The sequence below is a fragment of the Lysinibacillus piscis genome, assembly GCF_026012395.1.
In the GTDB taxonomy this organism is placed as follows: domain Bacteria; phylum Bacillota; class Bacilli; order Bacillales_A; family Planococcaceae; genus Lysinibacillus; species Lysinibacillus piscis.
On sequence record NZ_BRZA01000001.1, the window covers coordinates 990687 to 1013067 of the forward strand.

The 22381-nt window shown below is 35.4% G+C and carries 14 protein-coding genes; 3 read left to right on the forward strand and 11 right to left on the reverse strand.

Going from position 1 to position 22381, the window contains the following annotated elements; all coding sequences use genetic code 11:
- Positions 1-6: 6 nt before the first annotated feature.
- The 4 genes from murJ to OPF91_RS04905 all read right to left on the reverse strand — a co-directional run bounded on the left by murJ (position 7) and on the right by OPF91_RS04905 (position 6228).
- Positions 7-1545, reverse strand: coding sequence for a murein biosynthesis integral membrane protein MurJ (murJ, locus tag OPF91_RS04890; RefSeq protein ID WP_264987566.1), 1539 nt, complete (start codon positions 1543-1545; stop codon positions 7-9).
- Positions 1542-2642: a glycosyltransferase gene (locus OPF91_RS04895; protein ID WP_264987567.1), complete on the reverse strand. Its 1101-nt coding sequence runs from the start codon at positions 2640-2642 to the stop codon at positions 1542-1544. The genes murJ and OPF91_RS04895 overlap by 4 nt, the downstream gene beginning before the upstream one ends.
- A complete protein-coding gene (locus OPF91_RS04900) occupies positions 2639-3784 on the reverse strand; it encodes a polysaccharide pyruvyl transferase family protein (protein ID WP_264987568.1) in 1146 nt (381 codons plus the stop codon). The genes OPF91_RS04895 and OPF91_RS04900 overlap by 4 nt, the downstream gene beginning before the upstream one ends.
- 179 nt (positions 3785-3963) lie before the next feature.
- Positions 3964-6228, reverse strand: a complete 2265-nt coding sequence (locus OPF91_RS04905; protein ID WP_264987569.1) for an S-layer homology domain-containing protein — start codon at positions 6226-6228, stop codon at positions 3964-3966.
- Positions 6229-6466: 238 nt separating this feature from the next.
- On the opposite strand from OPF91_RS04905, the gene OPF91_RS04910 reads away from it, so the two are divergent.
- Positions 6467-8410, forward strand: a complete 1944-nt coding sequence (locus tag OPF91_RS04910) for an S-layer homology domain-containing protein (protein WP_264987570.1) — start codon at positions 6467-6469, stop codon at positions 8408-8410.
- A 433-nt stretch (positions 8411-8843) separates the two neighbouring features.
- On the opposite strand, the gene OPF91_RS04915 is transcribed toward OPF91_RS04910, so the two are convergent.
- Together OPF91_RS04915 and OPF91_RS04920 are read right to left on the reverse strand one after the other, a co-directional pair.
- Positions 8844-10253, reverse strand: a complete 1410-nt coding sequence (locus OPF91_RS04915) for a VanZ family protein (protein WP_264987571.1) — start codon at positions 10251-10253, stop codon at positions 8844-8846.
- 422 nt (positions 10254-10675) lie between these two features.
- Complete coding sequence (locus tag OPF91_RS04920) at positions 10676-11956, reverse strand: oligosaccharide repeat unit polymerase (protein ID WP_264987572.1); 1281 nt, start codon at positions 11954-11956, stop codon at positions 10676-10678.
- A gap of 438 nt (positions 11957-12394) precedes the next feature.
- On the opposite strand from OPF91_RS04920, the gene OPF91_RS04925 reads away from it, so the two are divergent.
- Both OPF91_RS04925 and OPF91_RS04930 read left to right on the forward strand, forming a co-directional pair.
- Positions 12395-12826: a hypothetical protein gene (locus tag OPF91_RS04925; protein ID WP_264987573.1), complete on the forward strand. Its 432-nt coding sequence runs from the start codon at positions 12395-12397 to the stop codon at positions 12824-12826.
- Between the two features lie 96 nt (positions 12827-12922).
- Positions 12923-13354 carry a hypothetical protein gene (locus OPF91_RS04930; protein WP_264987574.1) on the forward strand — a complete coding sequence of 144 codons (432 nt, stop codon included), beginning with the start codon at positions 12923-12925 and terminating at the stop codon, positions 13352-13354.
- 343 nt (positions 13355-13697) lie between these two features.
- Here the strand turns inward: OPF91_RS04930 and OPF91_RS04935 are convergent, their stop codons facing one another.
- The 5 genes from OPF91_RS04935 to OPF91_RS04955 form a co-directional block, all read right to left on the reverse strand.
- Positions 13698-15644, reverse strand: coding sequence for an N-acetylmuramoyl-L-alanine amidase (locus OPF91_RS04935; RefSeq protein WP_264987575.1), 1947 nt, complete (start codon positions 15642-15644; stop codon positions 13698-13700).
- A gap of 199 nt (positions 15645-15843) precedes the next feature.
- A complete protein-coding gene (locus tag OPF91_RS04940) occupies positions 15844-16773 on the reverse strand; it encodes a C40 family peptidase (protein ID WP_264987576.1) in 930 nt (309 codons plus the stop codon).
- Between the two features lie 230 nt (positions 16774-17003).
- Positions 17004-18086 (reverse strand): CAP and S-layer homology domain-containing protein, encoded by a 1083-nt coding sequence (locus OPF91_RS04945; protein ID WP_264987577.1) that lies wholly within the window; start codon positions 18084-18086, stop codon positions 17004-17006.
- Between the two features lie 55 nt (positions 18087-18141).
- Positions 18142-18780 (reverse strand): S-layer homology domain-containing protein, encoded by a 639-nt coding sequence (locus tag OPF91_RS04950; protein ID WP_264987578.1) that lies wholly within the window; start codon positions 18778-18780, stop codon positions 18142-18144.
- A 58-nt stretch (positions 18781-18838) separates the two neighbouring features.
- Positions 18839-22318: a hypothetical protein gene (locus OPF91_RS04955; RefSeq protein ID WP_373877025.1), complete on the reverse strand. Its 3480-nt coding sequence runs from the start codon at positions 22316-22318 to the stop codon at positions 18839-18841.
- Positions 22319-22381: the final 63 nt, after the last annotated feature.

Consider the following 22381-nt stretch of genomic DNA (forward strand, 5'->3'; position numbering starts at 1 on the left):
TTTATCTCATTTGATAAATCTACGTTTTAAACGTCCGCTAAATTCTCTTACTTCCTTAATACCAAATACTAAATAAGAGCCTACTAAAACGGCACTAAAAACAGCAAGCCCCACTATAAATGTCAACCATCTATTACTAAATGTTAAATACTCGCTTGAGAAATACATGACAAGTGTAATAATCATCATTGGTGGTATGGCTCTGAAAAATTGAATTTCCTTACTAAAAATACCCATTTTCAAATCATATTTAACCCCTGCATAAATAACGAGCATAATAAAGTTTGTCACCGAACTAACCATTGTTCCCCATGCAATAGCTTCTGCACCATATTGATTCATAAATAACATGATGACGGCAATATTGACACCAAATACATTGATTAAACTAAAAATGACAGGTGCCATCGAGTCACCTTTTGCATAATAGAAGCGTGTAATATACGTATTCGCTGCTAAAAAATACATAGACAACACAAAAATCGCAAATACAGGTGCTGTAATAGCTGTCGATAATGCATCAAAATTACCACGCTGGTAAACGACTTGAATCAAATTTTCCGAATAGAAATAAGAATACGCTGTTACTGGTAGCAGTAATAAGAGTAAATAATGTAACCCTTTAGAATACAATGTTTTAATAGAAGCATGGTCATTCTCTGCTTCCTTTTTACTCAAAATTGGATAAATAACCGTTGTAACAGCCGTAATCAAAATAGCCTGTGGAAACTGCATCAACCGTGAAGCATAGTTAATCGCAGCCAATGCCCCTTCTGATAAGGTGCTTGCAAATGCTCGCTGTAACAAGGAATAAACTTGAATTGTTGCGCCACCAAGCACAATCGGCAAAATCATAACCCATAATTGCTTGGATGAAATATTTCGTTCAAATGAAAAACCAACTTGAAACGAATTTAATTTCTTATAACCAACAATTAAAAAATACAGCATAATGACAGCACTCAGTAATGCACTAATGCCGTAACCAATTGGTCCAATAAACTCAATTTCAGACAAAATGAATGCAATAACCACAAAAATAACATTATAAACTAAAATAGAAAAACTTGATAAATGGAATTTTTGATTAGCATTCAATAAGCCACTATACCATGAGGATAGCACAAGTAAAATAGATGATGGCATCATCCAATAATACAGCAACTTCACTCGCTCTAAATCCTCTTGAGTAAATTCCTTTTTAGCCATTTTCTCCTCGTAAAACATTTTCATAATCGGATTCGTAAATGCTACTAAAATAATAGTCATCAATGTGACTGTCAATAAGACAATCGTAAAAGATTGCTTTACAAATAATCCTTTATCTGTTGTTTCACGATTATAGATGGAGATAACGGCTGTCGTAAATGCTCCTCCCACTACTAAATATAAAAAGTTCGGGATTGTATAGGCTGTGAAAATGCTATCTGCTATATGTGTACTACCATATTGATAACTAATAATCACTTCACGTAAAAAACCGAAAACACGTGCAACAATGTTAATAATCGTTACAGCGCCAATGATTTTTATAAATCGATTCATAAACCATTCCCACCTTTAATGGCCGATTCATAAATCGCAATACAGCGAGCCGTTATATTTTTTTCATCATGAATCGCTAAAACATGGTCAACTGCCTGACGATTCATATACTGTTCTTTTGATGTATTCATCGCACGTAGCATCTCCTCAGATAGAGCCATTGCATTTTTTGGCTCCACTAAATGCCCCGCACCTTCCCCAAGCAGTGAGGTTAATCCTCCCACACTGGAAGCAATGACAGGTGTATCTGTCGCTAAAGCCTCTAATGCCACCAAGCCAAACCCTTCTAAATGAGATGGTAAGACAAAAACATCACAAGCATTAAAATATTGAATAAGCTCTTGTTGTTTGACTGGATTAATGAATTTGACGTCTTCGCTTACTAATGGTTGCAATGAATGGACAAAATTTTCATCTCGTCTTGAGCCTACAATCATTAATTCCATCGGGCGAGCTACTTTCGTTTTTAACATTTGAAAGGCTTGTAATAGCTCTTCTACCCCTTTTTGCTGAATGACATTCCCTACAAAAAGGAAAATAAATGGCTCAGAGGCTAATTGAAGTTTTTGACGAGCTTCTTCTTGACTACTATTGACAAAAATTTCTCGATTCACACCCATACTAACAACTGAAATTTTTGAACGCTCAATGCCAAAGTCTTGCTCAATTTGTTCAGCAAGAACAGGGCCCGCAGCAATAATATGTTCACTTTCCTGTAAAATTGTTGCAGTCCAGTTACGGATTTTCGCATTTTTCTTCGCCATACGCTCAATATCGCCGCCATGTGATGTGACAATGTACGGAATACCAAACATTTTTTTGAGCAATAATGACAACATACCTGAAGGAAAAACATAGTGTGCATGTGTCAAATCGATGGATTTACGATATTTTATGCCCTTCACTATAGTTTTCCAAGCCCATTTTGTATATTTCAAAATCGTATTTTTCTTACCTGTTGCTGGATTTGTATTCGCTGCTACTTCTACATCTACTCCAGCTTTTTCTAATGCTGTTACTTGATTTTTCACAAAAATACCGAATGATAGATGGTCAGATGTTGGATACATATTACTAATGACGAGTATTTTTTTCATAGACGTTTCACTGCCTTCTTCATTAATTCCTGACCAGACATGGCCTCTTGATGAATTTGAGTTGCAATTTGTTTCGTCTCTGCAATAGATTGCTGCCAATTGCTACTGAGTTTCTCAACAACTGTAGCTAGTGCCTGTTCATCTTTTTCGATATCCTGCATTTGCAAGCAACGATCCGATGCCCCTACAAAGGACATAAAATCTTGCACCTTCGTATGATAAGAAACAGCAATAATCGGCGTTTCCGCATCTGTTGCCAAAATCAATGAATGGAGACGTGTACCAATGATAATATCTTGTGTCTCGGCTACTTCTAATAGTCGCTCTGGTACTAAATTTTCGCCAATAATCGTTGTTTGGTCAGGATACTGCATTTTTTTCTGAATATCCTTTGTCACCGTCACATCTTGTGGAAATTTCGTTGCGAAAAATGTAATGTGTGTATGATGTTGTGCAATCACTTGGTCTAAATTTTTAGCCATGCCTGTTACATAGGCATCGTATTTTTTCGTGTCACCCTCTGGCCAATAATTTGCATTATAAAATGGCACTGCCGATACACCGATTTTAACAGGCTTGTCAGCGTAATGATGACGCTCCTTCTTTAATGTAAAAGCTGGATCACCAATAATTTCAATTGGCTTTTTAACCCCAATGCTTTCTAATAGCTTTTTCGATTCTGGATCACGTACAGAAATATTTGCTGCATAGTGACACATCATTCGAATACTTACTTTTCCTGACAGCGTATCAAGTGGACCTGCTCCACACCCATAAATCACATAAGGAACATTACTACGCTTTGCCATCATGGCATATGTTCCATAAAGGTGTGCCTCACGTTTATAAAAATCCATTAAAATACCGCCCCCACCAATAATAAGAAGGTCGAAGGTCGATACATATTCTTTATTATTTTTGTACGTGTGGATAAATGTTTTAACTAAATTACTCTTGCGATAATATAACGGATAGCTATGTACACCGTAACGCTCGGATGTTTGCTGTGTGTTATTACTAAATACGGTGATATCATCATTCGTTACAGAAAATGTTTGTTTTACTTGTTGAAGAATGCCGTATAATATGGACTCATCTCCATTATTATCATTGCCGTAATTCCCCACAATGCCTATTTTCATCAAAAAACATCCTTTATCTTTTTAATACTGTGATTATATCATAATTGTGTTTAACTTTTATGCTTATATAGAGAGAAAGCGACTTCACCACACTATCATGATGAAGCCGCTCATCTTTATCCTGTATGAACAGGCTGTCAAATCCAATTGATGAAACTAACAATCAGTAGAGGTTCACTTTATCGTTGAATGGCTCTATATAAGAATAGACCGAAATGTGCCCGACTAATCGCTTCGTTTGGTTTATATATATTTCCTTTATAACCTGTTGTAATATTATTAGCTGCTAACTGCTGTACAAAGCTATATGCCCAGTGATCCTTTGGCACATCTTTAAAGTTCATTGTACTTGTCCCTTTTAGTTGATAAGCTAATGCTACAATTTTTGCCATCTGTGCTCGTGTTAACGTACCATTTGGATCGAAGGTTTGATCGCCTTTACCACTCATAATACCCGCTTCTACAACTGCCGCAATTTGCTTATAGTATGTGTGGTTAGCTGGTACATCTTTCAAACTTGGATTTTTTACATTCGTTACATCTAAACCAAGTGCTCGACTAATAATAACAGCCGCATGTGCACGCGTTAATTTATCATCTGGTCTAAATGTACCGTCTGCTTGTCCTGTAATAATTTTATTGTTCGTTAAATACTCAATTTCTTTATAGTACATATAGTTAGTTGGAATATCTTTAAATAGAGCTGGTTTAGCAACAGTAACGGCCGCTTCAACACTTTTTGTTCCTAGTGTGGCAATGACCTTACCCGTTGTTGCAGGGTTCTGTGCAGTAAATTTACCAGCACTTGTGATTGTGCCGATATTGCCTTCCACTGACCATTTGACCTGTGAAGCATCATAGACAATCGCTTTTCCTGCCTCATCTTTTGCATCTACTTTAAAGGCAACTGTGTCACCAGCGTTTACCGTTTTAGCGTTTGGCGCAAGTGTCATTGTTGTTGGTGCATCTACTGTTTTCACTTGGAATGATTGTAGAGGCTCTCCATCATAATTGATATAAATGCGCCCGTCTCCTGCCTGTGTCGCTGTATAGCTTGAACCATTCACAGTCAATGACGGATTCTCTGAAGTTAGTGAGATACGCCCATCGATTGGTAATGTCGTATAATTATCATCTAAAACATACTGTACTGCTATAGTAGACGAAGCTCCTACTAAAAGTGTTGCATAGTCTGTGCTATTTGTGTATTTCACATGTGTTGCTTTGCCATCTGGTGCTGTACTAACAGCTAACAATGTCGCAGATACAAGGCGCTGTGTATTACCAGAGTTAGATGGTAAATTCGCCAATACCACGTTATTGCTACCATAATTACGAATACCCATCGTTGTAGAACCACCACCATCGAGGTTAATCGCATTTTCGACACCAAGCGATACTAAATAGTTGGCAAGCTGGACCATATTCATACCCTTACTATGATTTTGAAGTCCATCCACTGTGATGAAATGCACTGTTTGTCCATTATTGCTTGTCGCTACAACTGTACGTGGTGCAATTAATTTAGCACGTGAACTAGAAGTACTCATCATAATATACGGTTTTTTATCTTTCACTAAATATGGACCACTTGCTAAAATAAATTGCGCATCCTGCCATGAATTATCAATTGAAAAATTGACACTTAACTCATCCCCTACTGCAATTTGACCCAACTTGCTATGCCAATCTCCACCTTGTGCTGACACAACAAAGCCATTTGGAGGAATCGTTACTTTTTCTTTTGAACCGTATGGCGTAATTTGTGTTACTTTTCCTGTTAATGTTTGACCGAAACGATTTTCAGTTACTGGCTCACCTGTATCTACAACAATTTCAAAGCCATATTCATTCGTGTCTGTCGTTTTACTATAAAACTGTGGTGTGTAGATAATTGATTCATAAATATTACGAACACGATTCATTCCTGACATTTCATAACTCGTCCCATTATGAGAAAGTGTTACATCAAAATCGAAATAATCAATTCGTCCACGCCCATCAGCCGTCATACCAAATGCTGTTGGGACATTCATATATTCATCAGCGCCGCTTGATACGACACCGCCATTGATAATCACATTATTTTGAGCAAGTAAAAACAATGGATATCCCTCTGACATATTAAAGAAGCTCGCATTAATAGCTCCTACTACTCGATTTCCTTCACGTGAATAACGATTCGCATTCGCTACTGTCGACTCTTTCCCATTAACCTTTGCAGGCAAGCCAAGCTGTACCTGTGTCAGTGGATCCTCTACATTCATAATCAGATGATTAATCGAATTGGTCGCTCCATCATTGTATGTATATTGTTTATACTGTACACCTTTGGATACTGGATAATCCTTTTTTACCGTTTGCGCTGCATAAGCACTCAGTGGGCTTATAACCATTGACATAATCACAACTAAAAACAATAATTTTTTTGTCATTCTTTTCATTGATAGATTGCTCTGAAAAATATAGAGCCTTCACTCTCCCTTCAACTATTTTACTTCTATAACATTATCAAAAATATGTCAAAATAGCTATGGAACATTTAAGCTATTTTGATATGTCATATAATCGACAAAAGTTCAATATTTTATAGTAGAACTATTTCTATATTTGGCTCCTTTGTCTCTTATCCTCATACTCGAACTTTGTTAAAATAGTGTAGAAGTTTAGGAGGATACTAATATGAAAAAACTATCGATTATTATGACGCTAATGATAAGCATTTGTTTCTTAGGCTGGCAACCGTCACAAGTATTTGCAGATGAATTGACTGGTCATACACATGAACAAGGACTTCGATATTTAATCTCCAAAAATGCACTCATGCAAGACGTAAAAGGAAGCTATCGTCCAGGTGACAATGTCACACGTGGGGAATTTGCTTCTTATTTAGCAAAATCATTAGCATTACCAACAAAAAATACGATCGACTTTACAGATGTGCCAGATACCTATTTATATGCTAAAGATATTCAATTAGCTGCTTCAGCTGGCATCATTACAGGCTATGTAGATGGTTCATTTAAACCTGATACGGCTATTTCACGACAGCATATGGCGGTGATGTTAGAAAGAGCGATTAATTATTTACACATCCCTAAAGGATCCACTACGATTAAATTTAAAGACGAGGCATCTATCATTAAGGACTATCGTTCAGCGGTAGCAACTGGTGCACAATTAGGCATCATTGTAGGCTCTGACGGTCATTTCATGCCAACGAAAAATGCGACAATTGGACAAGCTGCCACGTTTATTTATCGTCTAATGCAATTACAAGAAACACCACCTGAGGAATTGCCAACACCGATTCCACCAGCACCAACGCCAACACCACCTGTTGAAGTACCTGCATATATGGTGAAGAGCATTGTCAACGGTGAGCTAGTAGGCACACAAGGCTTTACTAGTTTTGAAGAAGCTAGCAAGGCCGCAAGTCAGGCGACACAGGTTATTGTGGTGAAGGATAAAATTATGAAAATGACAGCTGGCTATGCGGTCACAAATAATTACGTCACGTTAAACTCAGAATCGCTGAAAGATCAAATCGCGATTGCAGCGAATACAGAGATGGAATATATCAGCAGTGATGCGACACAAGTAAAAGTGAATATAGCTGGTCATATAGGCTATGTAAAACAAACTGATGTGACATTAATTCCATTTGCGATGAGTAAAGGTCGCTCCTATTATTCAAATGAAAATGGGGAAATTAAACATACACTTTATGATTATACAACGAATAAATATAATGCTAGCTACACCTATGGTAAAGCGCCTGCATTTATGCAAAAAGGTGAAAAATACTATAGTTGGGATGGCATTCACTTTTCTCTTGCAGATGGCTCACCAAAAGGAGAAGTATATAACTACTATCAATTTTTGCCTATACGCTCTAAAACACAATATACAGCAGAAGAAATAGACGCTTATATTATGACGAAGCTAACTGAATTAGAAAGTTCAGGACTTTCTATTTATAAAGATGCAACAACGAAAAGTAAGCTCATCGGTTTAGGTAGCACGTTAAAACAACTAGAAGAAGCTTCACAAATTAACGCTTTATTAATTTTATCTATGGCTCAACACGAAAGTTTATATGGCTTAAGTGATCATGCTCAAAACTTAAATAATCTATTTGGCCTCTATGTCTTTGATGTCAATCCATTAAATAAAAACTTTGACAGTATTGCTGCCAATATTAGTGAATTAGTGGAGAAATTCCTTCAGCCGAATTACATTCAACCAGGTGGTTCACCAGGTAGAAATTTTGCTAACGGTGCTGTTATTGGCTCTAAGGCAGTCGGTTTTAATGTGAAATATGCATCAGATCCATTTTGGGGCGCAAAAATCGCAGGTCACTATTATCGAATTGATAAAGCATTAGGTTTCAAAGATGCCAATAATCCATATACGATTGGCTTCACGACAACAACAGGATTAAATGTACGCACAGATGCTTCGACAACAAACAGTCCACTGTTCAAATACTCACGCAGTGGTATGCCTGTCATTATTACCAATACAGATGTTAATGGTTGGTATGAGGTACTGTCTGATCAACTAACTATGATGCCTGTCTATATTCATAAAGATTATATTCGTATTGTAGAAACAGTTAAATAGTACAAGAAAAGAGATGCCCTACTCTGTAAGGTTAAGTACAAGTAATTGTACATGAAGTCTTATTCAATAGTGTTTCATTTATACCGTTACACATTTAATGAAAAAGCACATTACTAAATTTCAGTGATGTGCTTTTTATTTTGACTATCCTTCTCATTTAGATTTGTTAAAAGACTAAACATTTTACAACGACGAAAAAAACATTAGCAGAACAGTTTAGTTGAATAAAAGACGTTATGCTATCGATATTTTTTAGAAAGCAGAGTCCCTATTGTCTATCTTCCCACAATGTTATTGGGAATTGTTCGTATTTATTAAACTAACCTACTAGTATTAGATAAAGAAAAATATCTTTCATTGAATGACTTGAATAAAAAACCCGAATAGCTACACTTTTTTAGTGTTCACTATTCGAGCAAGTTCAGTTTTTTATTTACTGAATAGCTGATACTAAAACTTCAATTAGATAGTCTGAATCATTTACAAAGCCTGTAAAAACATATACAGGCTGATAATAACCTTTTGTATCATAAGTATAGGTTAGGCGAACATTCGTTATCGTTAATGTATCACCTTTTTGTAAAAGGTTGTACGTGCTAAACTCTCCGTTTACCAATACATTATATGCTTGCTGTTGTGAAATTAATGGCTTTTTCGCAACCATTTCATTGTCACTGATATCAGATAATATGTCGGGTACTTGCTGATTATAAAGACTAATCATAACCAGACCTTTAGAGAAATCTTCACATGTGGATTGTAAATTCTCTGGTTCAGCTAAATCCCAACGAATTGTACGTTCATCCTGCTGCTGATAGATAGCGTTATTCGATAATAGCCCTTCATTTTTTAACCAATTTTCTAAAAGTTGCTTTTGCTGTTTAATATCAATTTTTAGGGGGTCATCATTTATATTATCTAATGATACAGACCAAGAACCATTTGACATGAAATAAGTTAAATAATAGGCACTTCCTTCATCGTCTTGAAATGTAAATATACGATTAGTCCCGTCAATCCGCATGCCACCTTGTTGTTTCAAATTAAATTGTTTAGCAATAGATTGGGCAATTAATTTCCCTTTTTTTAAATCATTCACATCTTTATTGTAATAAATACATGCTTTAGGTGATTTATTGGAAAGTTCAGTTTCCAGTTGCAGCTGTATGTGTTCCATATTTTGTTTTTGTGCAGGTTTGAATGGCAGATTCCCAAATTCTTGCGCGTTATACACCACATTTGCTACGCCAAATAACGCAATAAAAACTAGTGGAATAGAAATAGCTTTCATAATCGGTATGAATGTTAATTTTCGTTGTTCGGTCCATAGAATGAATACCATTACGATAAAGTACCCTGCTAAACTCCCAATGGTATTATGCAAAAGGTCGTCTAATTCAAAAATCCCTTTACCTGTAATCAATTGGGAAATTTCAATACAAGTCGTGAAAGTAATTGATATGACGAGTACACGCCAAAATGATTTGTTTTTATGATGAATCAACGGTAATAGCACACCTAATGGTACAAACATTAACATATTAAAGATGATTAATTGAAATTCACTCAGTGACCAATTATTCCATGCATTTACATAACTAGTGAATAAATTAAAATTAATCTGTCCCGTATACCTTGCCCCTCTACTAAGAGTAGTGATTCCAAACACAACAATGAACCAACAAATAAGTAAAGTGATGAAAACGAATTTAGAAAGACGTATTGGATACTTTCCCTGATAAAACTTTCTATATATAAAGTATCCAATCATCAAGATTGCGATGATAAAAATGGAATATTTTACATATGGTAAAAGACCGAATACTATACTAATTAAATCCATTGTAACGTAACCTCCTAAATAATTTGACTTGTTCATTGTAGCAAGAAAATCTTAAGGTTTTTTCATTATAAAACTTAAGATTTTATGAAGTATGTTTAGTTACTAAGTATTTAATAGGGGTTGTTATTCAACTATCGGAGGCTTTCATTGAATGTTCGTATCCTGAAATAACCAAACTAGATAAATAAAGAACCCACTGTTTTGATCAAATTTTGTTTCAAAACAGTGGGTTCTTTATTTATAAAATCAGTATTTACAACTTACATTTAATCCAGCTTTATTAAATTTATAAAAATAAAAGCAGAATTAGTTCTTCAACTAATTCTGCAAAAAGCTATTATATCTATTTGTCATGTTGTTAAAGCTTTAATAATAGAAAATAACTTGACTTTTAATAAAAATAGTCGGACATCTCTTTTTTATTAAAAACGTAATTTATTATTATCTATTTTGATAATAGCTGAGGCAATAATAACGAAGCCTAGCATTAAAATAAAGATTAAATCAAGTAAACCTGTATGCATTGACACGGTAAATACTGTAATAACAAAGGCATAGGCTACTGCATGGAAGCTGCGTACGCCACCTTGCTTCACTTTATTGTAAATTAGTGAAATCAAAACACCATATAGTAAGAAACCAATCGCCACTAATAAATAGCCACCATCTAAAAATAGCTGACCGATAAATGTTGGTGTTGTTGTTCTTGTCTCACGCGTAATGTACTTCCCTTTTTCAACGCCAATAGAGTTCACGACTTCTGTTACACGCATACGTGGTGAAATTTGCTCTCCAGGTAAAATCGTATTAAAAACGCCTTTATGGATTTCACCTTTCAAATAACCCTCTTGCTGTGTGTATTCAATAATTGTACTTAACACAATATGTCCTGTCACCGCTTCTTGGTTAATAGCACGAATCCATTTTGGTGTTAAATTCACTTTTTGCTCAGCCGTTAATAAACGTTTAGCCTCTTCCTCAGATAGCTCTACATCTGGCTGGCTACGGTCATTAAATTCCTTAGATGTATCCTCAGTCAGCACTCGAAGGAAACCAAACATGGAGAACACGACACCTATCACAAATAAGGCCGTTAAAAACCAAGTTAATTTTACTCGTTGTACAACATAGTGGAAAATAATAATACCTGTAAATAACATAATCACTAATGGTGTACGATAACCCATTAATAAAAATAAAAACATCACAACGGCAAAAATCGCACCATACACAATTGCCTTTTTCCATGTCATATGTTTTTCTAAAATCATTTTATATGATAGTAGTAGCAATGCACCAAACCATAGCAATTGACTAAAGAAGTTTAGTTTTGGGTCTAAGTTACGACGGTTGGATTCATCTGAAATACCCAGACCACCACCGACCATCATCATAATATAAGACACTAAGCCTAGTAGCATTAATGCCACGATAAAATGAACAACATATTTGCCAAAGAAGGATAGACCAAATGATGGAATCGTCCATTGTAATTTATCAATAATATAAACGCCAATATAATAACAAACAATCGCTAAAATAACAGCTGGCCAAATAGAGGCTGTTATTTTAAACATTTCAAAACGGTGGAAATCAAATAAACTAACAAAAAAGTAGAGCATTAAAATAAACGGTAAAAAGAAGTACGGTGAAAATGTATCAATTTTATTAATCTTTGTGAGAACTGGTTTCAATTTATTCATACATATTATACATCTATGTAGATGTGATGCCTCCTTCATGAATGTTTTCCTTATCGATACAAAGCAAGAGCTATTATACCACAAATTTGATTGTACTTAATAGTTAGAATAAAATTTTCTACATCTTTATCTTTTAATTAATAATGATAAAAATCTGGTTTCTAATAAATAGAAAAATACTATCAAGCCCTATGACAAATTATAAAACTAAAACGTATATAAACACAAAAGGTTCCAATCTACTCAAGTTATTTATCAATTCATTCAATATTATTTATATATAAAATAGAACATAATTCTCATAATATTTATAAAATTTATTATATTTAACAAAATAATAAAAACATATTTTATACTTCCAAAAAATTCATCTTTATGTTAACATAAAAAATGTAAATAACACGATGTATTTACAAATAAGTAGTAGGAGTTGTAAAAATGAAATACACATCCATAATAGGTAAAATCGCCTTAGCTGGTACAATTGCATTAGGCACCATTGGCACAGTAAGTGTGGTAGAGCTATCACAACCAATTAAAGCGGAAGCAGCAATGCTTGATTATCAAGCAAATATTAACAGTAGTTCCGCAAGTACACTTGTCCATAATTTCCAATTCACTGTGGATAGTTCAGCAAGCCACTATGGTCGTACAGCATCTTGGTATATCAAAGATGCCAATTCAAATGTTAGATTAAGCGGGCAAAGCTCTATTAATGTAGGCGTATCTGGTAATAGTGGTGAATTTATCTGGTCAACAAGTTTGATTAATACTAACATTAGTGCTCTTCCTGCTGGTAATTATTCAATTCTGTACATCTATAATGCTGGTGGTACTGAATTTAGAGCTACAGCTTATTTTTCAAAATAGTTAAGTTGTAACCAAATAAAAAATCATTAACCCTTAGATATCCAAATTGAACTATATATTTAATTTCTATCTAAAAATATAATCGGAGGTATCATAATGAGCTTAAAATCATCAAAATTAAAGTTAGGTAAAGCAATGTTAGCTGGAGCAATGGCATTTGGTGCAATTGGTTCTATAGGGGTTGTTGAATTAGCAAACCCTATACAAGCTGAAGCTGGAATGATTTCATATGAAACTAACGTCCGCTTTATAGGAACTAATTTAATTGAACATAATTTCCAATTTTTCGTAGACACTACCGCTTCACATACAGGTAGGATTGCAAACTGGTACATTAAAGATTCAAATAAAAATGTTAAATTAAGTGGTATTTCATCTGTGATTACTGAAGAAAGTTTTAATGGCTTCTGGAACACAGGTTTAGTAACAACTAATGTGGCTTCTTTACCATCTGGTACATATGAAGTTCTATACATTTATAATGCTGGTGGCGTAGAACACCGCAGTTCAGATTACTTTACTAAATAATGAATCGACAATAATTTATTTTCCCAATTAAACTGTAAAGAAACTCAAAAAGCTGAGTAGTTTCTTTACAGTTTTTCAATATCAATTATATAATTTATAGATTTTTGGTTATATTTTTAAAAGATATGAATTTGGAACTTTTATAGATTACGTATTTATTGATGCTACCCATGTACATAAAATACGAATAATCACTATAATGAACATTTGATACAAATCCCTATAAAGTGATTGTATATCTATTAATTTTTATCGGCTAAATAAAAAATTACAAAAGACATCAAGAGTGGATATCTTGATGTCTTTTATTGAAAGTTTAAAGAGCATAATTGCCTCTTTTTTATTATTGTTTTGTATAATACTGGACAATCCCTTTATAAATCGAATCTGCAAAAAGCTCAGTGTATTGATTATCTGTCAGTTTAGCTCGATCACTCTCATTTGAGAGGAAGCCTAACTCTACTAAAATAGATGGAATCACCATATTACGAATTACATAGTACTGTTCTTCTTTTACACCACGATTTTTCATCTTCAAATTGCTCACGATTTGATTGTTCACGAATGTCGCAAGGTCAATCTCCTCTTGATACATATCTCCTGTTGTCACAGCATAATATGTTTCTGTACCTTGTGCAGAAGTATTACCTGCTGAGTTCACATGAATACTCACAAAAATTTCGCCATAGTTCGCATCAGTAAAGTCAACACGATCTTGTAAAGATGGATACGTATCTCCTGTGCGAGTCATCATTACTTTAGCTCCTGCTGCTTCAAGCTTTTGTTTCACAATCGTACTAACCTTTAAAGTAATAGTTTTTTCAGAATTTGAACCTGTAACTGTGCCATGATCTTTCCCACCATGCCCTGGATCAATGATAATGACACGGTCCTTCAACGCATTACCATTTTGATTTAATAGCTTTAAATATGTTTTATGCACATAGCCTATCTGACCATCATAAGTTACCTGTGCCCAATAGCCAGTGATACTATTCACTTGTACATAGGCGCCCTTTTTCAGCTTACCTACTACTGTAGATGTTGAATTGGCTTCTTGACGAATATTTAAGTTATCTACTGTTGTTCGACCGATTAAATCACCTGTAACAACGGGTGGTACAATTGGGTCTGGGTCTGGGTCTGGATCTGGTGTTGGTTCAGGCTTAGGATCTGGTTTCGGTGTAGGTGGTGGTGCAACCTCTACATCCTCTGTACTGCTTGCCACAACATAACCTGGAAGACCATCAACTAATGTTAAATAATAACCGCCTACAGCCTTATATACAGCTAATTTTTCTTTACTACTAATCGTTGTAATGATTTTAGATGAGGAGGTTGGTTTCACATACAGGTTAATGCCTTGTGTCGTTGTCACTTGTTTTTGGGATTTCCCTAATGTATTACCATCTGCATCTAAAAATTGTGCATAGCCTTTCGATACATAAGCAAATGCACCTTTATATGTCACTTTTAACCAATCACCTTCAGTCGCATAAACCGATAATTTACCACCTTTATTCACTGTACCAACAATATTTGTTGCTGAAGCAGTATCCTTTGTTTTGCGAATATTTAAGCCATCTGTTGTCACAGCTACTAAGCCAATTACTTGAGATGTATCAGGTACATTGACCCCTTTCACAGGTAGCTCTAAACGATATTTTTCACTTTTAGCACGAGCTACAAATAAAGCAAACTGTGCACGTGTTACTTGACTATTTGGTTTATAATTTTGACCACTACCTTTTGTAATACCATTGTAATAAATGGTATTAACATATTGCACATACGGATGTGTAATCGCTACATCCTCAAAAGGTGAATCAATATTCTCATACTCACTTGCATCTAGCTTAAATGCTTTTGTTAGCACATAACTCATTTCATCACGTGTTAAAGGCTTATTCGGTAAAAATTGACCTTTTACATTCGTTTTAAAATAACCTAACTGTATCGCACGTTCCACATAACCTGACAGCTCTGTGCCCACTTCGACATCAGAAAAACTCGATTTTTTCACAACTAACGGATTGTTACCTGATGCTACAACGACCATTTTCGCTACTTGTCCACGTGTCACGTTATTACCAGGTTTAAAATACGTTTTTCCTTTTTCCGTATATCCTTTGATTACACCTAAACCTACTAAATAATTGATTTCTTCATATGCTTCGTGCTTTTGGGTTACATCTTGAAAACCACTGTTTGCATGTGCACTATGTACTGAAAACATAGAAGCTGAAATCAATAAGACGCACAACATAAAACTAATTTTCTTTAAAAACAATGTCCTATTTTCTCCCTTCCTGTTCTTGTATTTTATTCTAACAAAAAGTTACCAACAAAACTATCATACGAATGTAACTTTTCCAAAAAAGAAGAGAGTCTGCATATGCAAACTCTCCATCTATATACTATTTATAAAGAACTTCTCTGCGCTTTGTTATTTTAAGCGTAGCCCATGCTTAAAATAAGACGGCATACTTTTATTTGATTTCTGTAATACGTTCGATAAATGTTTTCAAATGTTCTACTTTTAGCATGTCATCATAACCGAAGTTGTCATTATTTGTTGTAATACCATTTGATGCAAGAATCGATACAAATTCATTTGCCCAATGATCTGCTGTAGCATCTGCAAATGTTACCACATCACCATTTTGCGCTAAACCAAATGCTTTTACTAATACTTTTGCTGCTTGTGCACGTGTCATTGGTGAAGATGGATTGAATTTACCATTGCTATCACCTTCAAAGATACCTAATTTTGCTACTGCTGCAATTGCGCCAGCATGTGCATATGTTGGTTTTACATCTGCAAATTTTGTATTTTTATCAGAAGTATCTAAGCTAAGTGCTTTCGCAATTTGCTCTGCCACTTCTGCACGAGATGCGTAAACAGAGAAATCGATTGCTGCTTCTTTCACTTCTGCTTGTGCCACTACTGCTTCTTGTTGTGCGCTATCGAATGTTGCTACACGTTTCGCACCAACATAACGAGAACCCCAATAATATGGATCGTTGACATTTGAGTAACTAACACCTTTACCCGTTTGAGAGTGGACCATCTTGCCATCGCCTATGTATATTGCTACATGTGAGATACCACTGCCACTTGTGTTAAAGAATAATAAATCGCCCACTTGTAAATCGCTTTTATCTACTGCTGTACCTTGCTGGTATTGTGAACCTGATGTGCGATTTAACTTGATGCCTAAATCTGCAAATACTTTAGATGTAAAGCCTGAGCAATCTAAGCCACTAGTAGTTGTACCTCCATAAAGATATGGAATGCCTAAGTATTTTGTCGCTGTTTCAGATACATCTGATGTAGATGCTGCTTCAGCGTTATTTATATTAGTTGTTGTAAATAGCATAAATGATGCAAAAATCGGTAATAACCATTTCTTTTTCATACGTTTGTAATGCCCCTCTCAGAACTTTTTGCATATACATAGACTATCATAAAAGGGGCGGTTGTTATTTTTCAATTGTGTAACGGTTTCAAAAACGTAGAAAAACGCTGATATATCAACATTTCGTTATATATCAGCATTGCAAATATAGGTATTTTCTAATAGATATTATGATGCTTTGTAACATTCCTGTAACATTCGAGATGCTTTGTTACATTAAAAAATACTAATTATTGGCTAGAAAATAGTTGGACCCAGTAATAATTTCCTTTACTGTCAGCTGCAATGGCTACGCCTGTATTTGTATAATTCTCTCGTAAAATATTCTCTCGATGTGATGGAGATGCCATCCATGCCTTTACAGCCGCTTCTGCGGTCGGAATGTTTCTTCCAATATTCTCTCCTAGACTTGTATAAGGATAATCAAATAATGTCGCTAAATCCCATGGCATCCCATAATAAGGCGAATTATGATCAAAATAATGTCGATTCACCATATCCTGTGCCTTAATGACAGCAACCTGTGTTAATGCATCATCTGTTTGTAATAAACCTAGCTTCTTTTGCTGACGCTCATGATTGATGAAACGAATGACGTCATTCGCCATTGTCTCTGAATAATTCTTCGTCGGAATATAATTTTTCGATAAATAGTCATAGGCGACTTCTCTTTGTTGAACTTGAGTCGTAAAGGCTAAGCTGCGTACTAATAAAGAAGAAAATTGTGCACGTGTTACATATTGATCCGGTGCAAATTGCTTTATATTGACTCCTTTAATCACCCCTACATCTGCAAGAGATTCAATGTAATCTTTTGCCCAATGTCCATTTGGTACATCCGTAAATTCACTTCGATTGACTGCATCGACTTCAATTTTATATGCAAGTGTCAGCATTTTCGCAATATGCATACGTTTTAACGGTGCTTCTGGCTGGAAATAATCATTATCTTGTAAAATATGTAACTCCACTAAAGCACAAATTTCTTTGTAATAGGGAGATGTTGCAGACACGTCTTGAAACTGTGGAACAGTCGAACTGTTTAATGAAATCGCCATTGAGTGTGCGATGGCTGCCGCTGCTTCAGCTCTTGTAATGGGTTGTTCTGGCTTAAAAGAACCATCCTCATACAGTGTCATATAATTTTTTTCTAACACACTACTAATCTCTTTATTTGCCCAATGAGTAGTGGCAACATCCTTTGCTGTACTTGCAGCCTTCACGATTTGTGATGGTTCTGTCAATGACATACAGTAAAAAGTTGTCAACAACACTACAGACATCCCAACAACATGAGACATTTTTTTTAACATCCCCATCACTTCCCTTCATCTAGTTCATGTTCTTAGCGGAGCACATGAGAGTAGGCTATTCCACACTAACAATATACATTTGCGTTTGCAAAGCACGATGTAAAAATAAAGCCATTTGCCCTCGTTGTACATTTGCATATGGTGAAAAGGTCGTAGCACTCGTTCCTTGCGTCACTCTATAATATAATAACGTTTGAATATACTGATTAGTTTCACTATCTTTTGTAAAATCTGAAAAAGTTTTTTCATTACTTGTCACAAGTTCCCATTCAAAGCCTTTTGTTAAAATTTTGGCCATTTGACTACGTGTAATAGGCTTGCTTGGGTAATAATTAGCTCCTTGCTGAATAATGCCTTTTACTGCTAAAGCTGCGATATGTTTATAGTATGGATGTGTAGTAGGTACATCCATATAGCCTGGATTTGCTATTTGCTCTGTATCTAGATGTAACGCTTTTGCTAAAAAATAAGCAGCTTCTCCTCTTGTTAAAGATTGATATGGGCTAAACGTTGTAACCGTTGTCCCAAACACAATCCCCTCTTGATATAAATCATTCACAGCTTGATAGAGCTCTACTTCATTTCCACTATTGTGAATATCACTAAAAGGCATAGTAGCTGCCGTAGTAGGTATAGCCGCTACAAAAGGTACTGTGACAGCTATCATTGCTAATGCCCATGCATTTTTTCTCATCTTTGAAACCTCCCATTATGTGTTAAAAATAAAAAAAGAGGAACTATGCCCTCTTTTCTTATTCCAGTCCTAATTCATTGATATGCTCTTGTAAAATGCGGTAATTATATACTAATCCTTGCTGGTCAAGTGTCAATGCACTATAGAGCTTCTGAGCTGCGACCACTTTTCGTTCATACGTCGAGGCATTCGGGTCAATTTCGCCAATAGCTTGTACCACTTTTAACACAGAAGCTACATCCTTCTCCGCTTGCTTCAATACATCGTAATTTAATACTTGCCCACGCACTTTTGAATCTAATGCTTTATACGCCGCCAGCGCATTCGCCACATCCTCTAAATACGTGCTAGATGTTGGACGTAAACTTGAAATAATGCCCACCATTTTCTTAACATCGCTCATCTGTTTCTCAGCTTCCAGTAAAATCGAATAATTGGATACACGTTGCTTATCCACTGAATTTAAGCTGTCATAATCTCTACGAACAGATTCAATCATACCAAAATACAGCTTATCACTCGGTTTTAATGACGCAATACTCTTATAAACTTTAATTACATTATCTAGTGATAAAAGAAGCTGGTCATTATATACATATTTACGTTGTGTCGCATCTAAATTGTCATAGGCCTTTAAAATCTTTTGGTATTGGCTATCCATATTTTTCGATGTCATTAATTTCTCAATTTCCCCGACAATACTAATAACAGGCTTCACCAATTTTTCTTGTTCTTGCAATGTTTTATAGTTCGACACAGCCATTTGCTGGTCTCGTGGTAATGCATTATAAGCTGCACGTATTTCCGCAATGCGTTTCACATATTGCTTTGGCTCCACAGATGGTAAGTCCTCAATCATTTGTTGGACATTGCCCGCTCCTAAAATACTCGCCTCTGCTGCTTGTAACAAGTTATAGTTTGACACATACGGCTTCAATTCTGTGCTAAGCGCATTATACATTGAGCGCGCATGTGTTGTATCTGATTGGAATGTTGGACTAGATGGCTTCAGTTTACCAATCAATTCAATCACTTTTGCTAACGGTTCATAGCTTTGCAATGTTGCCATGTTATGAACGTATTTTTTTTGCTCTTTCGATAATTTGTCGTAGCTTTTCAATGCTGCATTGACTTTGCTCAAAAATTGGCTTGAGCTTGGATCTAAATTATCGATTTGCACCATTACTGTTAAAATAGGCTTAACGAGCTTTTCACGTTCTGTTAAGTCCTTTAAATTGGCTACGAGCTTTTTCTGCCCACTATCTAGTTTGTCATATGCCACACGAGCATTCATTAGCTTTGTCAAATAATCCTCACTATCAGGTACAGCTAGGTCGATTAATTCCATAACCTTCTGCGCTGTATTCAATTCCGCTTCCGCTTGTACCAACTTTTCATAGTTGATAATCCCTTGCTTTTTCGGCTCTGGTAAAGCATTATACATTTTTCTTGCTGTATTTAAGTCATTAATGAATGATTTACTTGTCGGTTTTAATGCTTCAATTAAAGCAATTAATGTTGCCACATCTTCAACGGCTACTAAATTCTCATAATTTGTCACACGTTTTTGAGACACGATATCAAGTGCATTATACGCTTGACGTGCTGCTAATACTTTCTTCGCATAATCTTTATTTGTTGGATTCAATGCCGTAATTAAATTAATAACTTTAATGACATTAGCATTATTTTTTTCGTAGGTTTGTAATGTTTTATATTCCTTCACTAACTTTTTAATACTATTATCAAATTCTTTATATTCTGCTGATAATGCAGCTAGCTTCGCTACGAATGTTGCATCTGACTCATTCGCTAGAGCAATAACACGCTCATCAAAATTTTTCGCTGTTGTCATCGCATTAGTGGATGCTGTGACTTTAGAATAGTTTGTCACTAGTGCTTTCACTTCTAACGATAATGCATCATAATCTGTCTTAATTTTCGCTACTGTTTCACTATAATCCGCCTTTGAACTATTCAATGCCTCAATACGTGCCACCATATCCATAGCGATGATTTTATTTTCTAATTTATTAGTATCATATGTTTTCACATAGCCTTGCTGTGTGGCATCTAGTTTATTATATGCCGCACTCGCTGCCTTTGCTTTATTCACATAATCTTTGGCAGTTGGCTCTAGCTTACTCACCAGTGTAATGACATTTAACACTGCCTTATATTGCTTTTCTGCATTCGTCAGCTCTGGTAAATTATTGACGATTTTTTTTACAGTAGCCGCATCAATTGTTTGTCCATCCAGCTTTGGTTTTGGTGTAGTATACGCTTCTCTTGCTTTTTGTACCGCTGAGATTTTATCTGTCGCACCATTAATCGCTTTAATCTCTTGTTCAATGACAGTAGCCGCATCAATATTTGCTATAGCTCGCTCTAAGTCAGTATAATTTTTAACATACTCTTTTTTTGTTAAAGCATCATACAGCTCTTTTACCGCTGCCGCCGCTGTTCGATAATCATCCCGATTCGATGGACGCAGCTTTGTAATTTGCTCTGATACAGCCGCTGCTGCTTTATAAGGTGTAAATTGACCATACTCTGTCGCTAATAAGCGCTGAGATTCTACACTTAGTTTTGTATAAGCTGATTCAATACCTTTAACCTCACTAATAAAATTAGAAGCTGCTTTAAAATCAGTAGGTTGTTTATTTAAAAAGTTATTTAGGCTAGTCTTTACTTTTTCAGAGGATAGTTGGCTCGCTGTAACATTTGTATATTGTTTATAAGGCGTAACCTGCGCATCTTTAGGATTATAGGCAACAATAATTTTCTTTTGGTCTGTCGTTAATGGCGTATATTCTACAGTTACAGCCGCAGCAGCATTTATAATATCAGCTGCTGAAGAATTGGTTGCCCCCAACACATCGATAAGCGCATCTAGCATATTTATCGTTGTTTTAACAGCATCTGCATCTACTATAAATTTCTCTAGCTTCGCAATGTCAGCACCATTGGATTTGAAATAGGTTTTACGAGCAGTCTCATTGTAACCATATTGTAGTGATGTACCCGTTACAGCATTAACGATCGATTTTGCCTCGCTAATATCCTGTGTTGCATCATCTACAGCACCTTGAAAATCAAATTGTACCGTATCATAAGATGTAAGAAATGCTTCATAATCATTCTCCACTTTTGGTACATCTGTAGTAAATGTTTTACTTGTATATGATAATGCATTAATTGCTGTACCAATCTCTTTTAGCTTTACCAATTGCGCTTTTTGAGCTTCAATATAATTGTACTTTGCTGTAATAAATGAAATTTCTTCATCATTAAAACCAGCAGTGCTTAAAAGAGCTAAATCTCGCTTGGCAATAACCATCGCATCCGCTGTCGATTTTTCCGTTAAAGCACCATATTGTTTAATTATCGCTGCTCGTTGCGTATCATCTACTGCTACTGCGTTCGTATAAGAAGTGACTTGTGAAACTTCCTGTGGTTGTATTTCTTGCGCATTTGCTATCATCGTAGGCGCTAACAATAAACTCGCTAACACACCGACTCTTATTGGCTTATTCAAAATATCCACCCTTTCATCTATAGGAAAATTGATATAGGAATATGTTTTAAAATATCTTAACTT

Excerpts from the sequence above, each read along its gene's own strand:
- OPF91_RS04915 (WP_264987571.1), bottom strand. The coding sequence starts at position 10,253 with ATGGATTTAATTAGTATAGTATTCGGTCTTTTACCATATGTAAAATAT.
- OPF91_RS04895 (WP_264987567.1), bottom strand. The coding sequence starts at position 2,642 with ATGAAAAAAATACTCGTCATTAGTAATATGTATCCAACATCTGACCAT.
- OPF91_RS04925 (WP_264987573.1), top strand. The coding sequence starts at position 12,395 with ATGAAATACACATCCATAATAGGTAAAATCGCCTTAGCTGGTACAATT.
- OPF91_RS04940 (WP_264987576.1), bottom strand. The coding sequence starts at position 16,773 with ATGAAAAAGAAATGGTTATTACCGATTTTTGCATCATTTATGCTATTT.
- OPF91_RS04950 (WP_264987578.1), bottom strand. The coding sequence starts at position 18,780 with ATGAGAAAAAATGCATGGGCATTAGCAATGATAGCTGTCACAGTACCT.
- OPF91_RS04930 (WP_264987574.1), top strand. The coding sequence starts at position 12,923 with ATGAGCTTAAAATCATCAAAATTAAAGTTAGGTAAAGCAATGTTAGCT.
- OPF91_RS04945 (WP_264987577.1), bottom strand. The coding sequence starts at position 18,086 with ATGTTAAAAAAAATGTCTCATGTTGTTGGGATGTCTGTAGTGTTGTTG.
- OPF91_RS04905 (WP_264987569.1), bottom strand. The coding sequence starts at position 6,228 with ATGAAAAGAATGACAAAAAAATTATTGTTTTTAGTTGTGATTATGTCA.
- OPF91_RS04920 (WP_264987572.1), bottom strand. The coding sequence starts at position 11,956 with ATGAATAAATTGAAACCAGTTCTCACAAAGATTAATAAAATTGATACA.
- OPF91_RS04900 (WP_264987568.1), bottom strand. The coding sequence starts at position 3,784 with ATGAAAATAGGCATTGTGGGGAATTACGGCAATGATAATAATGGAGAT.
- OPF91_RS04910 (WP_264987570.1), top strand. The coding sequence starts at position 6,467 with ATGAAAAAACTATCGATTATTATGACGCTAATGATAAGCATTTGTTTC.
- murJ (WP_264987566.1), bottom strand. The coding sequence starts at position 1,545 with ATGAATCGATTTATAAAAATCATTGGCGCTGTAACGATTATTAACATT.